The organism is Cupriavidus cauae (genome assembly GCF_008632125.1).
GTDB classification, from domain to species: Bacteria; Pseudomonadota; Gammaproteobacteria; order Burkholderiales; family Burkholderiaceae; genus Cupriavidus; species Cupriavidus cauae.
In genome coordinates this window covers 585301-603084 of the sequence record NZ_VWRN01000053.1, presented here as the reverse complement: position 1 = coordinate 603084, position 17784 = coordinate 585301, and the positions used below count along the sequence as shown (strand labels likewise).

Genomic DNA, 17784 nt, shown 5'->3' with positions numbered 1-17784 from the left:
CGGCGCGACCGGCGTGGCCTGCCCGACCGGTGGACCCGGCGGCTCCGGCGGGACCGGCGCCGCCGCCGCGTCCGGCGCTGTCCCCGAACGAGGCTCGGGCGGAGTCGCGTCGGCTGGCTGGCGCGGCGTCATTCAGCGCTCCCCGGCCGGCTCCGTCGGCGTGCCGGCCAGCAGTTCGGCTACCGTTGGCCCGTCGATGCGCGCGAGATCGTCCTGGTACTTGAGCAGGACCCCGAGCGTGTCGCGCACCGAATCGGGATCCAGCTCGGTCACGCCGAGCGCCGCCAGCGCGCGGCACCAGTCGATCGCCTCGGCGATGCCGGGCGCCTTGAACAGATCGATGCCGCGCAGGCGGTGCACGAAGTCGATCGCCTGTGTCTGCAAGGCGGCCGCGGCCTCTGGTGCGCGGGCGGCGACGATGTCGAGCTCGCGCTGGCGCTCGGGATAGCCGATCCAGCGATAGAGGCAGCGGCGCTTGAGCGCGTCGTGCACCTCGCGCGTGCGGTTCGACGTGATCACGATCAGCGGCGGGCGTTGCGCGGCGATGCGGCCGATCTCCGGGATCGACACCTGGTATTCGGACAGCACCTCGAGCAGGAAGGCCTCGAACGGTTCGTCGGCGCGGTCGATCTCGTCGATCAGCAGCACGCGCGGCACCGCAGGAGCGGCCGGGTCGGGCAGCAGCGCCTCCAGCAGCGGGCGCTTGAGCAGGAATTCGTCGCGGTACAGCGATTGCGCCTCGGGCCGCTCGCCGCGCGCCTCGGCCAGCCGCAGCGCCATGATCTGGCGTGGATAGTCCCATTCGTACAGCGCGCTGGCGGCGTCGAGCCCTTCGTAGCACTGCAGGCGCAACAGCCTGGTGCCGAGGCCCGCGGCGATCGCCTGCGCCAGCGCGGTCTTGCCGACGCCGGGTTCGCCTTCCAGGAACAGCGGGCGCTGCATCTTCAGCGCGAGGAACAGCACGGTCGCGGTCTCGCGGTCGGCGAAATATTGCTCGCGCTGGAGCAGCGTCAGGGTCTGGTCGATCGAATCGGGCAGCATGAAGGCGAGGTCGGGCGATGGCTGGCGATGGCTGGCGATGGCTGGCGATGGCTATGGCGGGCAGGCGGGCGGCGCGCTGATAAACGAAATCAGGTTCGCAGGGGGAAAGACTGCGGCGGGACGGCGGACCGGCGAGCCGCTGTCCTTCACGGCCCGCCGCGCCGCTTCACGTCCCGCCCCCCGCTTCAGGGCGATGGCGTGGACGACTGCGAGGAGGCCTGCATGGACGATTGCCCCAGCGCCTGCTCGACCGCCCGCGCCGCCAGCACCGGAATCAGATGCGCCCGGTACTCGGCGGACCCGTGCAGGTCGTCGTTCAGGCCCTCGGTCGGGATCGTCACCGCGCGCGCGGCCGCCGCGCTGAAGTCGGCCGACAGCGCCCGCTCCAGCGGCTCGCAGCGGAACACCGCATCGGCGGCGCCGGTCACGGCAACGCGCACGTCGCCGCCACTGCCACCGTTGCCACCGCCGCTGCCGTTCGCAGCGCCGCCGCCGACGCCACGCGCCACCATCACGCCGACCAGCGCAAAGCGCGAGGCCGGGTTGCGGAACTTGACGTAGGCCGCCTGCCGCGGACAGGGGAAGCGCACCGCGGTGATCAGCTCGTCCGGCTCGAGCGCGGTCTCGTACATGCCGACGAAGAAGTCGTCGGCGGCGATGCTGCGCCGGTCGGTCACCACGGTGGCGTTCAGCCCGAGCACCGCGGCCGGATAGCAGGCGGCCGGATCGTTGTTGGCGATCGAGCCGCCCAGCGTGCCGAGCGCGCGCACCTGGCGGTCGCCGATGCCGCCGGCCAGCGCGGCCAGCGCCGGCAGCCGGCGTTTGACCTCGGGGTGCGCCTCGACATCGGCGTGCCGCGCGCCGGCGCCGATCACCAGCGTGTCGCCCTCGACGCGGATATCGCGGATGCCTGGAATGCGGTTGATATCGACCAGCGTCGATGGCGCGGCCAGCCGCAGCTTCATCGCGGCGATCAGGCTCTGTCCGCCCGCCACGATCTTGGCGTCGGGGTCGTTGCGCAGCAGCGCGGCCGCGGCCTGGGCATCGGTCGCGCGTTGGAACTCGAATGCGTACATGGAAGTCTCCTCGCGCGTCAGATGGTCCGGGCCGCGGTGGCGGTCTGGCCGGTGGTCTGGTTCGCGGCCTGGCCCGCGGCCGGGGAAGCCCCCTGCGTGCCGCCGCCCTGCCTGGCCGCGTGGATCGCCTGCCAGACCCGGTGCGGGGTCGCGGGCATCTGCAGGTCGCGCACGCCCAGCGGCGACAGCGCGTCGATCAGCGCGTTGATGAAGGCCGGCGGCGAGCCGATCGCGCCGGCCTCGCCGCAGCCCTTGACGCCCAGCGGGTTGTGCGTGCACGGCGTGCCCTGCGCGGTCTCGACGGTGAAGTCGGGCAGATCGGCCGCGCGCGGCATCGCGTAGTCCATGTACGAGCCGGTCAGCAGCTGGCCGCTGTCGCCGTCGTAGACGCACTGCTCGAGCATCGCCTGCCCCAGCCCCTGGCCGATGCCGCCGTGCACCTGCCCCTCGACGATCATCGGATTGATGATGTTGCCGAAGTCGTCGACAGCGGTGAACTTGACCACCTGGGTCTCGCCGGTGTCCGGGTCGACCTCGACCTCGCAGACATAGGCGCCCGACGGATAGGTGAAGTTGGTCGGGTCGTAGAACGCGTTCTCGTTCAGGCCCGGCTCCAGCCGGTCGAGCGGGTAATTGTGCGGCACGTAGGCCGACAGCGCGACCTCGCCGAAGGTCTTGCTGCGGTCGGTGCCGGCCACGCGGAACACGCCGTTGCTGAACTCGATGTCGTCGGCCGACGCTTCGAGCAGGTGCGCGGCGATCTGCCTGGCCTTGGCCTCGATCTTGTCGAGCGCCTTGACGATGGCCGAGCCGCCCACCGCCAGCGAACGCGAGCCGTAGGTGCCCATGCCGAACGGCACGCGGCCGGTGTCGCCGTGCACCACCTCGACGGCGTCGAGCGGGATGCCGAGCCGGTCGGCCACCACCTGCGCGAAGGTGGTCTCGTGGCCTTGCCCGTGGCTGTGCGAGCCGGTGAAGACGGTCACGGTGCCGGTCGGATGGACGCGGATCTCGCCGACCTCGAACAGGCCGGCGCGCGCGCCGAGCGCCCCGGCGATATTGGACGGCGCCAGCCCGCATGCCTCGATGTAGCAGGAATAGCCGAGACCGCGCAGCTTGCCCCGGCGCTGGGCTTCGTCGCGGCGCGCCGGGAAGCCGGCCACGTCGGCCAGTTCCTGCGCGCGCTGCAGGCAGGGCTCGTAGTCGCCGGTGTCGTAGGTCAGGCCGACCGGCGTGGCATAGGGAAAGCTGCGGATGAAGTTGCGGCGGCGCAGTTCGGCCGGATCGATGCCGAGCTCGCGCGCCGCGGTCTCGACCAGGCGCTCGACCACATAGGTCGCCTCGGGCCGGCCCGCGCCGCGATAGGCGTCGACCGGCGCGGTATTGGTGAACACCGCCGTGACCTCGGCGTAGATCGCCGGGGTCGCGTACTGGCCGGCCAGCAGCGTCGCGTACAGGATCGTCGGCACGCTGGAGGCGAAGGTCGACAGGTAGGCGCCCATGTTGGCGGTCGTGTGGACCCGCATCGCCAGGAACTTGCCGTCGGCATCGAGCGCCAGTTCGGCGCGCGTGACATGGTCGCGGCCGTGGGCGTCGGTCAGGAAGGACTCCGAACGCTCGGCGGTCCACTTGATCGGCCGCTTGACCTTCTTCGACGCCCAGGTCAGCGCGACGTCCTCCGGATACAGGAAGATCTTCGAGCCGAAGCCGCCGCCCACGTCGGGCGCGATCACGCGCAGCCGCGATTCCGGCAGGCCCAGCACGAAGGCGCCCATCAGCAGCCGCTCGACGTGCGGGTTCTGGCTGGCGACGTACAGCGTATAGCTGTCGTCCATGCGGTTGTAGCTGGCGTTGACCGCGCGTGGCTCGATCGCGTTGGGGACCAGCCGGTTGTTGACGATCTCCAGCGTGGTCACGTGCGCGGCCTTGGCAAACGCCGCATCGGTGGCCGCGCGATCGCCATGGCCCCAGACGTAGCAGGTGTTGGCCGGCACGTCGTCGTGCACCAGCGCGGTGGCCGAGGTCGCGTCGGCGGTGCGCACCACCGCCGGCAGCTCCTCGTAATCGACCTCGATCTTCTCGGCGGCGTCGCGCGCCTGCTGCAGCGTCTCGGCCACCACCAGCGCGACCTGGTCGCCGACATGGCGGACCTTGCCCTGGGCCAGCACCGGATGCGGGGGCTCCTTCATCGGCGAGCCGTCGATGCTGTGGATCAGCCAGCCGCAAGGCAGGCCGCCGACCTTGTCGGCCGCCATGTCCTCGCCGGTGAAGACGCCGATCACGCCCGGCGAGGCCATCGCCTCGCGCGTGTCGATCGAGCGGATGCGCGCATGCGCGTAGGGCGAGCGGACGAAATAGCCGTAGCTCTGCTGCGGCTGCACGATGTCGTCGGTGTACTGGCCGATGCCGGTCAGGTAGCGGTAGTCTTCCTTGCGCTTGACGGAGGCGCCGACCAGCCGTTGGGTCTCGGGTGCGTTCATGGCGGGCTCCTCCTTACTCGGCCGCTGCGGTGGCCGCTGCGTTGGTCGGTGCCGTGGCCGATGCGTTGGCCGATGCGTTGGCCGATGCAGCGCCGCCGGTCATCGCGGCCTGGCCCTGCTGCACCGCGCGCACGATGTTGTGATAGCCGGTGCAGCGGCACAGGTTGCCGTCCAGATGCGCGCGGATCGTCGCGGCGTCCGCGTTCGGGTGCTCCTGCACCAGCGCGGTCGCGCTCATCACCATGCCGGGCGTGCAGAAGCCGCATTGCAGGCCGTGGCAGTCGCGGAAGGCGGCCTGCATCGGATGCAGTTCGCCGTCGGGGGCCAGCCCCTCGATGGTGGTCACCTGGCTACCGTCCGCCTGCACCGCCAGCAGGTTGCACGACTTCACCGCCCGCCCGTCCAGATGCACGGTGCAGGCGCCGCATTGCGCGGTGTCGCAGCCGACATGGGTGCCGGTCAGGCGCAGCTGTTCACGCAGGAATTGGACGAGAAGGGTGTGGGGTTCGACCTGGGCGTCGACGGTCTTGCCGTTGACGGTCAGGCGGATCGGAATCGCCATGCTGGTCTCCATGTGGGTGGACGCACATGGCCGGCCCCGGACATCCCGCGTGTATCCCGAAAATGCGCGATGACTGCCCGGAACAGGCTACGGCGCGGTGCTGCCGCTTGTTGGAACGCGGCTATTTCGTGATGGTGGTGCAGCGAGTGTTACAGCAACGATGCAGCTAACGATGCAGCGGTCAATCCGGGCGACGGGCGATCCGTCGCGGTCCATCGGCCGGTGAACGTTCGGGCCGAAAAGGCTCTAACAGTAAATCACAAATCCCTGGGGTGTGCCATGCGGGTTGCCCCGTTCGGCGCTTGCTAGAATGGCCGGCCGCGTGGGCGGGGCAGGTCCGGCATGACCTTGTCGCCGACGGCCACCGTACCCCTCTTCGAACCCTGCACCGAACCACCGCATTCATCGATGGAAGGCCTGATCGACTGGCTGTTCGACACCGCCGCGCTGCCCAAGGTTGGACTGAGCGCGATCTTTCTCGTCAGCCTGCTGTCGGCGACGCTGCTGCCGGTCGGCTCGGAGCCCGCGGTATTCGGCTATATCAAGCTCAATCCGGACATGTACTGGCCCGCGCTGCTGGTGGCCACCGCCGGCAACACGCTCGGCGGCGCGATCGACTGGTGGCTGGGCTATGCGGCCAAGCTCGCGCTGGTGCGCTACCACCTGCGGCGCCAGCATCGCGAACACGAGCGCGAGCATGCCGAGCACCGCAAGCATCCGCGCAAGCCCCGCAAGCCGCCGCTGGACGCGCGCTACTTCCGCTGGATGCGCCGGCTCGGCCCGAAGACGCTGCTGCTGTCCTGGCTGCCGATGTTGGGTGATCCATTGTGCACATTGGCCGGATGGCTGCGCCTGCCGTTCTGGCCGAGCCTGGGCTACATGGCGATCGGCAAGCTGCTGCGCTATCTGGCGATGACCAGCGCGCTGCTGTGGATTCCGGACAGCTTCTGGCAGCGGCTCGGCGACACCATGCGGGCCTGGTTCTAGACGGTCCGCCGATTGCCGCCGCCAGCCGGAGTGCCCATCGCCCCAGCGCGGGTATGGAATTGCTGCGCCGCGGAAAAACGGGGCGTTGCAGTACAATCGCGCTTTAGTTGACGACAGGCGCACCGTCCCCGTGCGCCGCATGCCGCGGTCCCGCCCATGAATGCCCCACTCGTGCTCGACGCCAAGCTCGCCGCGCAGGACGCCCCTCCGCGCCTGCGCGAGATCCCCTATAACTACACCTCCTTTTCCGACCGCGAGATCGTGATCCGCCTGCTGGGCGAGGAGGCCTGGCGGATCCTGGACGAACTGCGGGGCGAGCGCCGCACCGGCCGTTCGGCGCGGATGCTCTACGAGGTGCTGGGCGACATCTGGGTGGTCCGCCGCAATCCGTATCTGCAGGACGACCTGCTGGAGAACCCGAAGCGCCGCGAGATGCTGATCTCCGCGCTGCACCACCGGCTCGCCGAGATCGAGAAGCGCCGCGCCGCCGATCGCGCCGAGCATGCCGAGCCGGCCGCCGAGGACCGCTCGCACCGGGTCGAGCAGCTGGTCACCTTCGCCCGGCAGGCCATCGAGGAATTCAAGCGCGAGTTCACCGACGCCTACGACCTGCGCAAGCGCGCGTTGCGCGTGCTGGGCCGCGTCACGCAGAAGGACAACATCAAGTTCGACGGGCTCTCGCGCGTGTCGCACGTGACCGACGCCACCGACTGGCGCGTCGAATATCCGTTCGTGGTGCTGACTCCCGACAGCGAGGAAGAGATCGCCGGGCTGGTCAAGGGCTGCTTCGAACTGGGCCTGACCATCATTCCGCGCGGAGGCGGCACCGGCTATACCGGCGGCGCCGTGCCGCTGACACCGTTGTCGGCCGTCATCAATACCGAGAAGCTCGAACAGCTGGGTCCGGTCGAGGAGACCGACCTGCCGGGCGTGCAGGGCAAGGTCGCGACGATCTTCTCCGGCGCCGGCGTGGTGACGCGCCGCGTCGCCGATGCGGCCGACAAGGCGGGCCTCGTCTTCGCGGTCGATCCGACCTCGATCGACGCGTCGTGCATCGGCGGCAACGTCGCGATGAACGCCGGCGGCAAGAAGGCCGTGCTGTGGGGCACCGCGCTGGACAACCTGGCCTGGTGGCGCATGGTGGATCCGGAGGGCAACTGGCTCGAGGTCACGCGCCTGGACCACAACCTGGGCAAGATCCACGACGTGCCGGTGGCCACCTTCGAGCTCAAGTGGTTCGACGGCAATCGCGCCCCGGGCGAGAAGCTGCTGCGCAGCGAGACGCTGGCGATCGAGGGCCGCAAGTTCCGCAAGGAAGGGCTGGGCAAGGACGTCACCGACAAGTTCCTGGCCGGCCTGCCGGGCGTGCAGAAGGAAGGCTGCGACGGCATCATCACCAGCGCGCGCTGGATCCTGCATCGGATGCCGCGCCATATCCGCACGGTCTGCCTGGAGTTCTTCGGCCAGGCGCGCGACGCGATCCCGAGCATCGTCGAGATCAAGGACTTCCTCGATATCGAGTCGAAGACGCCGGGCGGCGCGATCCTCGCCGGCCTCGAGCATCTGGACGAGCGCTATCTGCGCGCGGTCGGCTACGCCACCAAGAGCAAGCGCAATGCCTTCCCGAAGATGGTGCTGATCGGCGACATCGTCGGCGACGACGAGAACGCGGTCGCGCGCGCCACCTCGGAAGTCATCCGCATGGCCAACGGCAAGAGCGGCGAGGGCTTCGTCGCGATCAGCCCGGAGGCGCGCAAGAAGTTCTGGCTCGACCGTTCGCGCACCGCCGCCATCGCGCGCCATACCAACGCCTTCAAGATCAACGAAGACGTGGTGATCCCGCTGAACCGGATGGGCGAATACACCGACGGCATCGAGCGCATCAATATCGAGCTGTCGATCAAGAACAAGCTCAAGCTCGCCGACGAGCTGGAGAGCTTCTTCGCGCGCGGCAACCTGCCGCTGGGCCGCAGCGACGACGCCAACGAAATCCCCAGCGCCGAACTGCTGGAGGACCGCGTGCAGCAGGCGCTGACGCTGCTGCGCGACGTGCGCGCGCGCTGGATGTACCTGCGCGACAACCTCGACACGCCGCTGACGCAGGCGCGCGCCGCGCTGATCGGCCATGGCCTGGGCCTGCTGGGCCAGGCTTTCGAGGCGCGCCTGGCGCAGCAGCCCGATGCCGCGGTGTTCCACCTGCTGCAGGACCGCACCATCCGCGTATCGTGGAAGAACGAGCTGCGCGCCGAGCTGCGCAAGATCTTCAACGGCGGCGAGTTCAAGCCGATCCTCGACGAGGCGCAGAAGATCCACAAGCAGGTGCTGCGCGGCCGTGTCTTCGTCGCGCTGCACATGCACGCCGGCGACGGCAACGTGCACACCAACATCCCGGTCAACTCCGACGACTACGACATGCTGCAGGACGCCCACAAGGCGGTGGCCCGCATCATGGCGCTGGCGCGCTCGCTGGACGGCGTGATTTCCGGCGAGCACGGCATCGGCATCACCAAGCTCGAATTCCTGACCGAGGAAGAGATCGGCGACTTCCGCCAGTACAAGCAGCGCGTCGATCCGCAGGGCCGCTTCAACAAGGGCAAGCTGCTGCCGGGCGCCGATCTGCGCAATGCCTACACGCCGTCGTTCGGCCTGATGGGGCACGAGTCGCTGATCATGCAGCAGAGCGACATCGGCGCGATCGCCGACAGCGTCAAGGACTGTCTGCGCTGCGGCAAGTGCAAGCCGGTGTGCGCCACGCACGTGCCGCGCGCCAACCTGCTGTACAGCCCGCGCAACAAGATCCTGGCCACCTCGCTGCTGATCGAGGCCTTCCTGTACGAGGAGCAGACCCGCCGCGGCGTGTCGATCAAGCACTGGGACGAGTTCTCCGACGTGGCCGACCACTGCACCGTCTGCCACAAGTGCGTGACGCCGTGCCCGGTCAAGATCGACTTCGGCGACGTGTCGATGAACATGCGCAACCTGCTGCGCAAGATGGGGCAGAAGAAGTTCAACCCCGGCACCGCGGCGGCGATGTTCTTCCTGAACGCGACCAACCCGCAGACCATCAACATGACCCGCAAGGTCATGATGGACTGGGGCTACAAGGCCCAGCGCGCCGGCAACGAGCTGATGAAGACGCTGGCGCGCAAGCAGACCGCGCATCCGCCCGCCACGGTCGGCAAGCCGCCGGTGCGCGAGCAGGTGATCCACTTCGTCAACAAGAAGATGCCGGGCAACCTGCCCAAGAAGACCGCGCGCGCGCTGCTCGATATCGAAGACAACGAGATCGTGCCGATCATCCGCAATCCGAAGGCCACCTCGGTCGAGAGCGAGGCGGTGTTCTACTTCCCGGGCTGCGGTTCCGAACGGCTGTTCTCGCAGGTGGGTCTGGCCACGCAGGCGATGCTGTGGCACGTCGGCGTGCAGACCGTGCTGCCGCCGGGCTATCTGTGCTGCGGCTATCCGCAGCGCGGCACCGGCCAGTTCGACAAGGCCGAGAAGATCGTCACCGACAACCGCGTGCTGTTCCACCGGGTCGCCAATACGCTGAACTACCTCGACATCAAGACGGTGGTGGTCAGCTGCGGCACCTGCTATGACCAGCTCGCCGGCTATGAATTCGAGAAGATCTTCCCGGGCTGCCGCATCATCGACATCCACGAATACCTGCTCGAGAAGGGCGTCAAGCTCGAGGGCGTGACCGGGGCGCGCTACATGTACCACGACCCCTGCCACACGCCGATCAAGACGATGGACCCGACCAGGCTGGTCAACCAGCTGATGGGCGGCAATGGCGAGGCCGGCAGCATCGAGAAGAACGAGCGCTGCTGCGGGGAATCGGGCACGCTGGCGGTGACCCGTCCGGACGTGTCGACGCAGGTCCGCTTCCGCAAGGAAGAGGAAATGCGCAAGGGCGCCGGCAAGCTGCGCGCCGACGGCTTCGACGGCGACGTCAAGATCCTGACCAGCTGCCCGTCGTGCCTGCAGGGCCTGTCGCGCTACAACGAGGACGCCTCGGTGCAGGCCGACTACATCGTGGTCGAGATGGCGCGCCATCTGCTGGGCGAGAACTGGATGCCCGACTACGTCGCCGCGGCCAACGCGGGCGGCATCGAGCGGGTCCTGGTGTGAGGGCCCGGCCATGAGCGCGGCCGAGCAGGGCGCGGCCCGCGCGGCGGGCTGCCCGCTTTGCGAAGGGGAGGGAGGCGAGCTGGCCTGGCAGGACCCGGGCCGGCGCGCCCGCGTGATCCTCGTCGAGCACGAGCGCTTTCCGGGCTTCTGCCGCGTGGTCTGGCAGGACCACGTGGCCGAGCAGACCGATCTGTCCGAGGCGGACCAGGCCTGGCTGATGCGGCTGGTGGCCCGCGTCGAACGCACCGTGCGCGACGTAATGGCGCCCGACAAGGTCAACCTGGCCGCCTTCGGCAACATGGTGCCGCACCTGCACTGGCACATCATCCCGCGCTATCGCTGGGATACCCACTTCCCCGAGGCGGTCTGGGCCGCGCCGCAGCGCGAGCGCGACGCGAGCCGCATCGAGGCGCTGCAGGCGCGGCTGCCGGCCTTGCGCGCGGCGCTGGCCGCGTTGCGAGCCGACTGACGCCGATCCCGACTGACGCCGATCCCGCATCGCGCTCCGGTCGCCCCGGCCGTCAACCCGGCTGTCAACCCGACGCGCCGCCAATGCGCTCAATAGGGATGTCTGCCCCGCGGGCGTGGAACCCGGCCGGGGCGGGCGCCGTCTGATGCCTGATCCGGCTGGATAGGCCGATGACGCCGTTTCCGCCAATTCCGCCGCTCCCGTTTTCCCCTTCGCCGACCCGACTTCATGTCCACGCCCACCACCGCTACCGTGCCCGGTCCGGCCGTTCCGGCCCGCGAGCTGCAGATCCAGAGCCGCCTGCGCTTTCGCGCGACCTGGGCGCTGATCAAGCCCTACTGGAAATCCGAGGACCGCAAGGCCGGCCTCGGGCTGTTGCTGCTGCTGGTCGCGCTGAACCTGGGCATCGTCTACATCAACGTGCTGCTCAACGAGTGGAACCGCGTGTTCTACAACGCGCTGGAGCAGCGCGACTACGCCTCGTTCAAGGAGCTGCTGCTGCGGTTCAGCATGATCGCGGCCTGCTTCATCGTCGCCGCGATCTTCCGCCAGTACTACACGATGATGCTGCAGATGCGCTGGCGGACCTGGATGACCAACCAGTTCCTCGGCAAGTGGCTGGCCTGGCAGGCCTACTACCGCATCGAGCAGACCCACGCCACCGACAACCCCGACCAGCGGCTGGCCGATGACCTGCGGCTGTTTACCGACGGCGCGCTGTCGCTGTCGCTCGGCCTGCTCAATTCGGTGGTCACGCTGGTGTCCTTCGTCGGCATCCTGTGGGCGGTGTCCGGGCCGATCAGCTTCGCGCTGGGCGGCACGACGATGACGATCCCCGGCTACATGGTCTGGTTCGCCGGCGGCTACGCGGTGCTCGGCTCGCTGCTGACGCACTGGATCGGCCGGCCGCTGATCGGCCTGAATTTCCAGCAGGAGCAATACGAGGCGAACTTCCGTTTCTCGCTGGTGCGGCTGCGCGAAAACGCGGAGCCGGTCGCGCTCTATCGCGGCGAGCCCACCGAACAGGCCGGGCTGCGCGCGCGCTTCGAGCAGATCCGCGTCAACTGGAACCAGCTGATGTTCTATACGCGGCGGCTGACCTTCATCAGCTCGGGCTACGGCCAGTTCGCCATCATCTTCCCGATCCTGGTGGCCGCGCCGCGCTATTTCGCCGGCAAGATGACGCTGGGCGGGCTGATGCAGATGTCGACCGCCTTCGGCCAGGTGCAGGGCGCGCTGTCGTGGTTCGTCGACAACTACGCGACGCTGGTCGGCTGGAAGGCCGCGTCGAACCGCCTGATCGATTTCCAGCACGCGATTCGCGAGGCCCAGCGGCAGGAGCGCCTGCACGACGGCGAGCACGACATCCAGGTCAACGTCGGCGAAGCGCACGCGGGCGGGCGCGACCGCATCGAGATCGACGCGCTGGCGCTGGCCCTTCCGGTCCTGTCCGGCCCCGGCCTGCCGGTGGTCAAGCGGCCGCTGGTGTCGGCGTTCTCGCTGACGATCGAGCGCGGCGAGCGCTGGCTGGTGACCGGTCCGTCGGGCTGCGGCAAGAGCGTGCTGTTCCGCGCGCTGGCCGGGATCTGGCCATATGGCAGCGGTTCGGTGGCGATGCCGGCGGCGTCGCGCACGTTGTTCCTGCCCCAGCGCAGTTATCTGCCGGTCGGCACGCTGGCCGACGCGCTGGCCTATCCGCAGGCCGGCGACGCGCATCCGGCCGAGGCGCTGCGCGACGCGCTGCGCCAGGCCCAGCTCGGCGCGCTGGCCAACCAGCTGGACGTGTTCGACAACTGGGCGCTGCGGCTGTCGCCCGGCGAGCAGCAGCGGCTGGCGTTCGCCCGCGCGCTGCTGTGCAAGCCCGATTTCCTGTTCCTCGACGAGGCCACCAGCGCGCTGGACGAGGAAACCGAGCGCGCCATGTACCAGCTGATGGTCGACGCGCTGCCCGGCGCGGCAATCGTCAGCATCGCGCACCGCAGCACGGTCGCGGCCTTCCACAATCGCCGCCTGCGCTATCTGCCGGAGCGCGAGACCTTGCAGTCCGATGGCGCGGCCGATGGCGTGGCGACCGAGGCCGGCGTGCCCCGGCCGGCGCTGGAAGATGGGCAAGGCGGGTCGCGTGCGGTAAGCTATCGGGTCGTACAAGAAGCGTGAACTCGGCGTGAGTCCCGACCCGGGGCCCGGGTTCGCGCCAACACGGCTGGCGCCGACAATCATGGCAGGACTGGAAAAAGATACCCCGCACCCCACCGCGCTGACGGTCCATACGCAATCGCGCGTGCTGGAAATCGGCTTCGACAATGGCGCCAGCTTCCGGCTGCCGTTCGAGTACCTGCGGGTCTATTCGCCGTCCGCCGAGGTGCAGGGCCACGGCCCGGGCCAGGAAGTGCTGCAGACCGGCAAGCGCGACGTCAACGTGACCGCGGTCGAGCCGGTCGGCAACTACGCGATCCTGATCCGCTTCTCCGACGGCCACGACAGCGGCATCTATTCCTGGGATCTGCTGTACCGCCTCGGCGCCGAGCAGGAGGCGCTGTGGCAGGACTACCTGCGGCGGCTCGAGGCCGCCGGCGCCGATCGCGACACGCCGATGCCGCCCGCCGCGGCGCACGGCCACGGCTGCGGCCACCACTGAGCCGGCCGGTCCCCACCGACTCCCCTGGATTTCTGGAGCCAGCGATGAGCGAAACCCACTTCGGGTTCGAGAAGGTCGACGAGACCGAGAAGGCCGGCAAGGTTGCCGGCGTGTTCCATTCGGTCGCGTCGAAGTACGACCTGATGAACGACCTGATGTCGGGCGGCATGCACCGGCTGTGGAAGCTGTTCACGATCGCCCAGGCCGGCGTGCGGCCGGGCCACAAGGTGCTCGACATCGCCGGCGGCACCGGCGACCTGGCCAAGGCATTCGCCCGCCAGGCCGGCCCGACCGGCGAGGTCTGGCTGACCGACATCAACGAATCGATGCTGCGCGTCGGCCGCGACCGGCTGCTGAACGACGGCATCGTGACGCCGACCTGCCTGTGCGACGCCGAGCGGATCCCGTTCCCGGACAATCACTTCGACCTGGTCACCGTGGCCTTCGGCCTGCGCAACATGACCCACAAGGACCGCGCGCTGGCCGAGATGCGGCGCGTGACGAAGCCTGGCGGCAAGGTCATGGTGCTGGAATTCTCCAAGGTCTGGAAGCCGCTGGAAAAGGCGTACGATGTCTATTCGTTCAAGGTGCTGCCCTGGCTGGGCCAGCGCGTCGCGGGCGACGCCCACAGCTACCGGTATCTCGCCGAGTCGATCCGCATGCACCCCGACCAGGGGTCGCTTGTGCGGTTGATGGAACAAGCGGGCCTCGAGAACGTCGAATACTTCAACCTGACAGCAGGCGTGGTCGCCTTGCATGTCGGCCGTAAGTACTGAATCAGCGCCGATTGCGGCGCAATAAAAGGGGATAACAAATCATGTCCACGATTCGCGGAAAATTCCTGGCGGGGTCGCTGGCCGGCATGCTGGCCTTCGGGATGGTGTTCGATGCGGAGGCCAAGCGCATGGGCGGCTCCCGCAGCTTCGGCAAGCAGTCGTCCAACGTGACCCAGCAGCGCCAGCAGGCGCCGCAGACGCCGGCCCAGCAGCAGGCTCAGCAACCGGCCCAGCAGGCCGCGCCGGCGACCGCCGGAGCCGGCGCCGCGACGGCCGCCGCGCCCCGCCGCAACTGGGGCGGCATCCTCGGCGGCATCGCCGCCGGCCTGGGTATCGGCTGGCTGCTGTCGCACTTCGGCCTGGGCGGCGCCGCGCTGACCTTCCTGTCCAACCTGATCCTGATCGCGCTGATCGCCATGGTCGCCATCTGGCTGATCCGCAAGTTCCGCGGCGGCGCCAAGCGCCCGCAGCCGGCCTACGCCGGCGCTGGCGCTGCACCCGGTGCAGGCCGTACCGACCTGAACCGCGGCGCCTTCGATCGCGGCCAGGAGCCGATGATGCGCGAGCCCGTGCTGCAGCCCTCGGCGCAGCCTGCCGCGCAACCGGCCCTGCAACCGGCCGGGGTGGCGCAGTCGCAAGGCGTGCAGCCCTGGGGCGTGCCGGCGGACTTCGATACCGAAGCCTTCCTGCGCAACGCGAAGGTCTACTTCGTGCGCCTGCAGGCCGCCTGGGACGCCGGCAATCTCGACGACATCCGCGAATTCACCACGCCGGAAATGTTTGCCGAGATCAAGATGGACCTGGGCGATCGCGGCGCGCAAAGCAACCACACCGACGTGGTGACGCTGGACGCGACGCTGCTCGGCATCGAGTCCACCGACAACCAGCATGTGGCGAGCGTGCGCTTCAGCGGCATGATCCGCGAGAACGAGGGCGAGGCAGCCCAGCCGTTCGCCGAAGTGTGGAACCTGGCCAAGCCGGCCAGCGGCGCCGGCGGCTGGGTGCTGGCCGGGATCCAGCAGGAATCCTGAGTCCGCGGCTGAGCCGCTGGTCGAGCCAGTCTCCGGGCGCGGCGTGATGTGCCCGGCGCTGGCTTAGAATGGAGGCCCACGCGCCAACGCGCGTGGGCCTTTTTCATTGGCGCCGGCCTGGCCGGCGTGGTCCGCCCCATCACGCCATGAACACTCTTCCGTCCGCGCTGGCCGGCCCCATCGTCGCCGCGCTCAATCATCTGCTGGAACAGGAACCGTGGGCGCGCAAGCTGCTGACGCCCTATGCCGGCCGCGTGATCGGCTTCGATGCCGCCGCCTTCGCGATGGCCCTGCGGATCGACGCGCAGGGCCTGGTGGCGCTGGCCGCCGCCGACGCGCCGCCGCCCGCGGTGACCATCACCGTGCCGCTGCAGCAATGGCCGCTGGTGGTGGCCGACGTCGCCGCCGGCGGGCAGGCCGCCGCGATGCGGCATGTGCGTCTGGAAGGCGATGCCGAGCTGGCCAATACCGTGTCGACGCTGGCGCGCAGCCTGCGCTGGGATGCCGCGGAGGATCTGGCGCGGGCCTTGCGTGCCGTGATGGGCGGCACCGTCGGCGACAGCGTCGCGCAGCGGCTGGTGGACGGCGCGCAGCAGGCCCATGCCGGCGCGCTGCGGGTCGGGCGGGCGCTGGTCGAGAACGTGACCGAATACCTGCTGGACGAACAGCCGACGCTGGTCCGCCATGCCGCGCTGGACGATTTCCGCGCCGACGTGGCCGCGTTGCGCGACGATCTGGCCCGGCTGGAAAAGCGCCTGGAGCGGCTGGAGCGCGGCACGAGTGCTGGCTCCGGCGCTGGCACCGGTACCGGCCCCGCCCGGCTGCCGTCCGCGCATCGCTGAACCGGAGCCACCGGGCCAACCGCGCCGACCGCGGAACCGCTGACAAGAATCCCGCCTGCCGGCGGCAAGGACGCGCAACAGCGCGCCCCGATCCGGCCGGCTTACCAACAAGACCTGCATGACCCGTTTCCTGCGCCTCTGCAAGATCGCCTTTGTCATCTTCTATTACGGCCTGGACGAGCTGGTGCTGTCCGGTTTCCAGAACCGGCATATCCGCCTGCTGGTCAGGGTCATCACGATCGGCCGCCGGCTCGATACCGTGCCGCGCGGCGTGCGGCTGCGGCTGGCGCTGACGCGGCTGGGGCCGATCTTCGTCAAGTTCGGCCAGGTGCTGTCGACCCGGCGCGACCTGCTGCCGGCCGACATCGCCGATGAACTGGCGCTGCTGCAGGACCAGGTGCCGCCGTTCGATCCGGCCGTCGCGGTCGCCATCATCGAGCGCTCGCTGGGCCGGCCGCTGACGCAGCTGTTCGAGACCTTCGAATACCAGCCGGTCGCCAGCGCGTCGATCGCGCAGGTGCACTTCGCCACGCTGAAGGCCGGCACGCACCGCGGCCGCGAGGTCGCGGTCAAGGTGCTGCGCCCCGGCATGCTGCCGGTGATCGACAGCGACCTGGCGCTGATGCGCGACGTCGCGATCTGGATCGAGCGGGTCTCGGCCGACGGCAAGCGGCTCAAGCCGCGCGAGGTCGTCGCCGAGTTCGACAAGTACCTGCACGACGAGCTGGACCTGATGATCGAGGCGGCCAACGCCAGCCAGCTGCGCCGCAATTTCCAGGACACCGAACTGCTGCTGGTGCCCGAAGTGTTCTGGGACTTCTGCAGCAGCGAGGTGTTCGTGATGGAGCGGATGCACGGCATCCCGATCTCGCGCACGGAATCGCTGAAGGCCGCCGGGGTCGACCTGCACCGGCTGGCGGAGGAGGGCGTCGAGATCTTCTTCACCCAGGTGTTCCGCGACGGCTTCTTCCACGCCGACATGCACCCCGGCAACATCCTGGTGTCGGTGCAGCCCGAGACCTTCGGCCGCTATATCGCGCTGGACTTCGGCATCGTCGGCGCGCTGTCGGAGTTCGACAAGAATTATCTGGCGCAGAACTTCATCGCCTTCTTCCGACGCGACTACCACCGCGTCGCGCTGCTGCACGTGGAATCGGGCTGGGTGCCGCCGCAGACCCGGGTCGAGGAGCTCGAGAGCGCGGTGCGCGCCTGCTGCGAGCCGTACTTCGACAAGCCGCTGAAGGAAATCTCGCTGGGCATGGTGCTGATGCGGCTGTTCCAGACCTCGCGCCGCTTCAACGTCGAGATCCAGCCGCAGCTGGTGCTGCTGCAGAAGACGCTGCTCAATATCGAGGGGCTCGGCCGGCAATTGGATCCGGACCTGGACCTGTGGAAGACCGCCAAGCCCTACCTGGAACGCTGGATGCACGAGCAGGTCGGCTGGCGCGGCGCCTGGGAACGCATCCAGGTCGAGGCGCCGCAGTGGGCCAAGATGCTGCCCGACTTTCCCCGCCTGGCCCACCAGTTCCTGGAGCGCCGCGCGCTGGTCAACAACAGCCAGCAGGACCGCCTGCTGGCCGCGCTGGTGGTCGAGCAGCGCCGCACCAACCGGATGCTGGCGATCGGGCTGCTGCTGGGCGGCGCGGTGACCATCGCGCTGGTGCTGACGCAGCTGGCGGACTGGTTCGGTTGAGGGTTTGGCCGGGGTTGGCCTGGCTGCCGGCTGGCCCGATGTTGACCCGATGCTGACC

Annotated in this window: 13 protein-coding genes; 9 read left to right on the top strand and 4 right to left on the bottom strand. The window is 69.1% G+C overall.

All coding sequences use genetic code 11. The features are described from left to right. Positions 1–132 precede the first annotated feature (132 nt). From F1599_RS21750 to F1599_RS21735, 4 genes are all read right to left on the bottom strand, one after another. Positions 133–1041 (bottom strand): AAA family ATPase, encoded by a 909-nt coding sequence (locus tag F1599_RS21750; RefSeq protein WP_149320156.1) that lies wholly within the window; start codon positions 1039–1041, stop codon positions 133–135. 185 nt (positions 1042–1226) lie between these two features. Further along, positions 1227–2117: an FAD binding domain-containing protein gene (locus tag F1599_RS21745; protein WP_150084481.1), complete on the bottom strand. Its 891-nt coding sequence runs from the start codon at positions 2115–2117 to the stop codon at positions 1227–1229. A gap of 17 nt (positions 2118–2134) precedes the next feature. Beyond that, complete coding sequence (locus F1599_RS21740; RefSeq protein ID WP_223819803.1) at positions 2135–4597, bottom strand: xanthine dehydrogenase family protein molybdopterin-binding subunit; 2463 nt, start codon at positions 4595–4597, stop codon at positions 2135–2137. Between the two features lie 13 nt (positions 4598–4610). Further along, positions 4611–5159, bottom strand: a complete 549-nt coding sequence (locus tag F1599_RS21735) for a (2Fe-2S)-binding protein (RefSeq protein ID WP_150084480.1) — start codon at positions 5157–5159, stop codon at positions 4611–4613. Positions 5160–5567: 408 nt separating this feature from the next. Between F1599_RS21735 and F1599_RS21730 the strand changes: the two genes are divergently transcribed. The 9 genes from F1599_RS21730 to ubiB all read left to right on the top strand — a co-directional run bounded on the left by F1599_RS21730 (position 5568) and on the right by ubiB (position 17726). Continuing rightward, positions 5568–6146 carry a YqaA family protein gene (locus F1599_RS21730; protein WP_149320159.1) on the top strand — a complete coding sequence of 193 codons (579 nt, stop codon included), beginning with the start codon at positions 5568–5570 and terminating at the stop codon, positions 6144–6146. A 156-nt stretch (positions 6147–6302) separates the two neighbouring features. Next, positions 6303–10277: a DUF3683 domain-containing protein gene (locus tag F1599_RS21725; protein ID WP_150084479.1), complete on the top strand. Its 3975-nt coding sequence runs from the start codon at positions 6303–6305 to the stop codon at positions 10275–10277. Between the two features lie 10 nt (positions 10278–10287). Further along, complete coding sequence (locus F1599_RS21720) at positions 10288–10746, top strand: HIT family protein (protein WP_150084477.1); 459 nt, start codon at positions 10288–10290, stop codon at positions 10744–10746. Positions 10747–10974: 228 nt separating this feature from the next. After that, a complete protein-coding gene (locus F1599_RS21715; protein ID WP_149320276.1) occupies positions 10975–12903 on the top strand; it encodes an ABC transporter ATP-binding protein/permease in 1929 nt (642 codons plus the stop codon). Positions 12904–12964: 61 nt separating this feature from the next. Further along, on the top strand, positions 12965–13384 hold the full coding sequence (locus tag F1599_RS21710; protein WP_149320275.1) for a gamma-butyrobetaine hydroxylase-like domain-containing protein: 420 nt from the start codon (positions 12965–12967) through the stop codon (positions 13382–13384). A gap of 44 nt (positions 13385–13428) precedes the next feature. After that, entirely contained in the window at positions 13429–14160 is a 732-nt protein-coding gene (gene ubiE / locus F1599_RS21705) for a bifunctional demethylmenaquinone methyltransferase/2-methoxy-6-polyprenyl-1,4-benzoquinol methylase UbiE (RefSeq protein WP_149320274.1), read from the top strand. Positions 14161–14201: 41 nt separating this feature from the next. Next, on the top strand, positions 14202–15191 hold the full coding sequence (locus F1599_RS21700; protein WP_149320273.1) for a Tim44 domain-containing protein: 990 nt from the start codon (positions 14202–14204) through the stop codon (positions 15189–15191). A 146-nt stretch (positions 15192–15337) separates the two neighbouring features. Next, positions 15338–16033, top strand: coding sequence for a ubiquinone biosynthesis accessory factor UbiJ (locus F1599_RS21695; protein ID WP_149320272.1), 696 nt, complete (start codon positions 15338–15340; stop codon positions 16031–16033). Between the two features lie 118 nt (positions 16034–16151). After that, a complete protein-coding gene (ubiB, locus tag F1599_RS21690; protein WP_150084475.1) occupies positions 16152–17726 on the top strand; it encodes a ubiquinone biosynthesis regulatory protein kinase UbiB in 1575 nt (524 codons plus the stop codon). Positions 17727–17784: the final 58 nt, after the last annotated feature.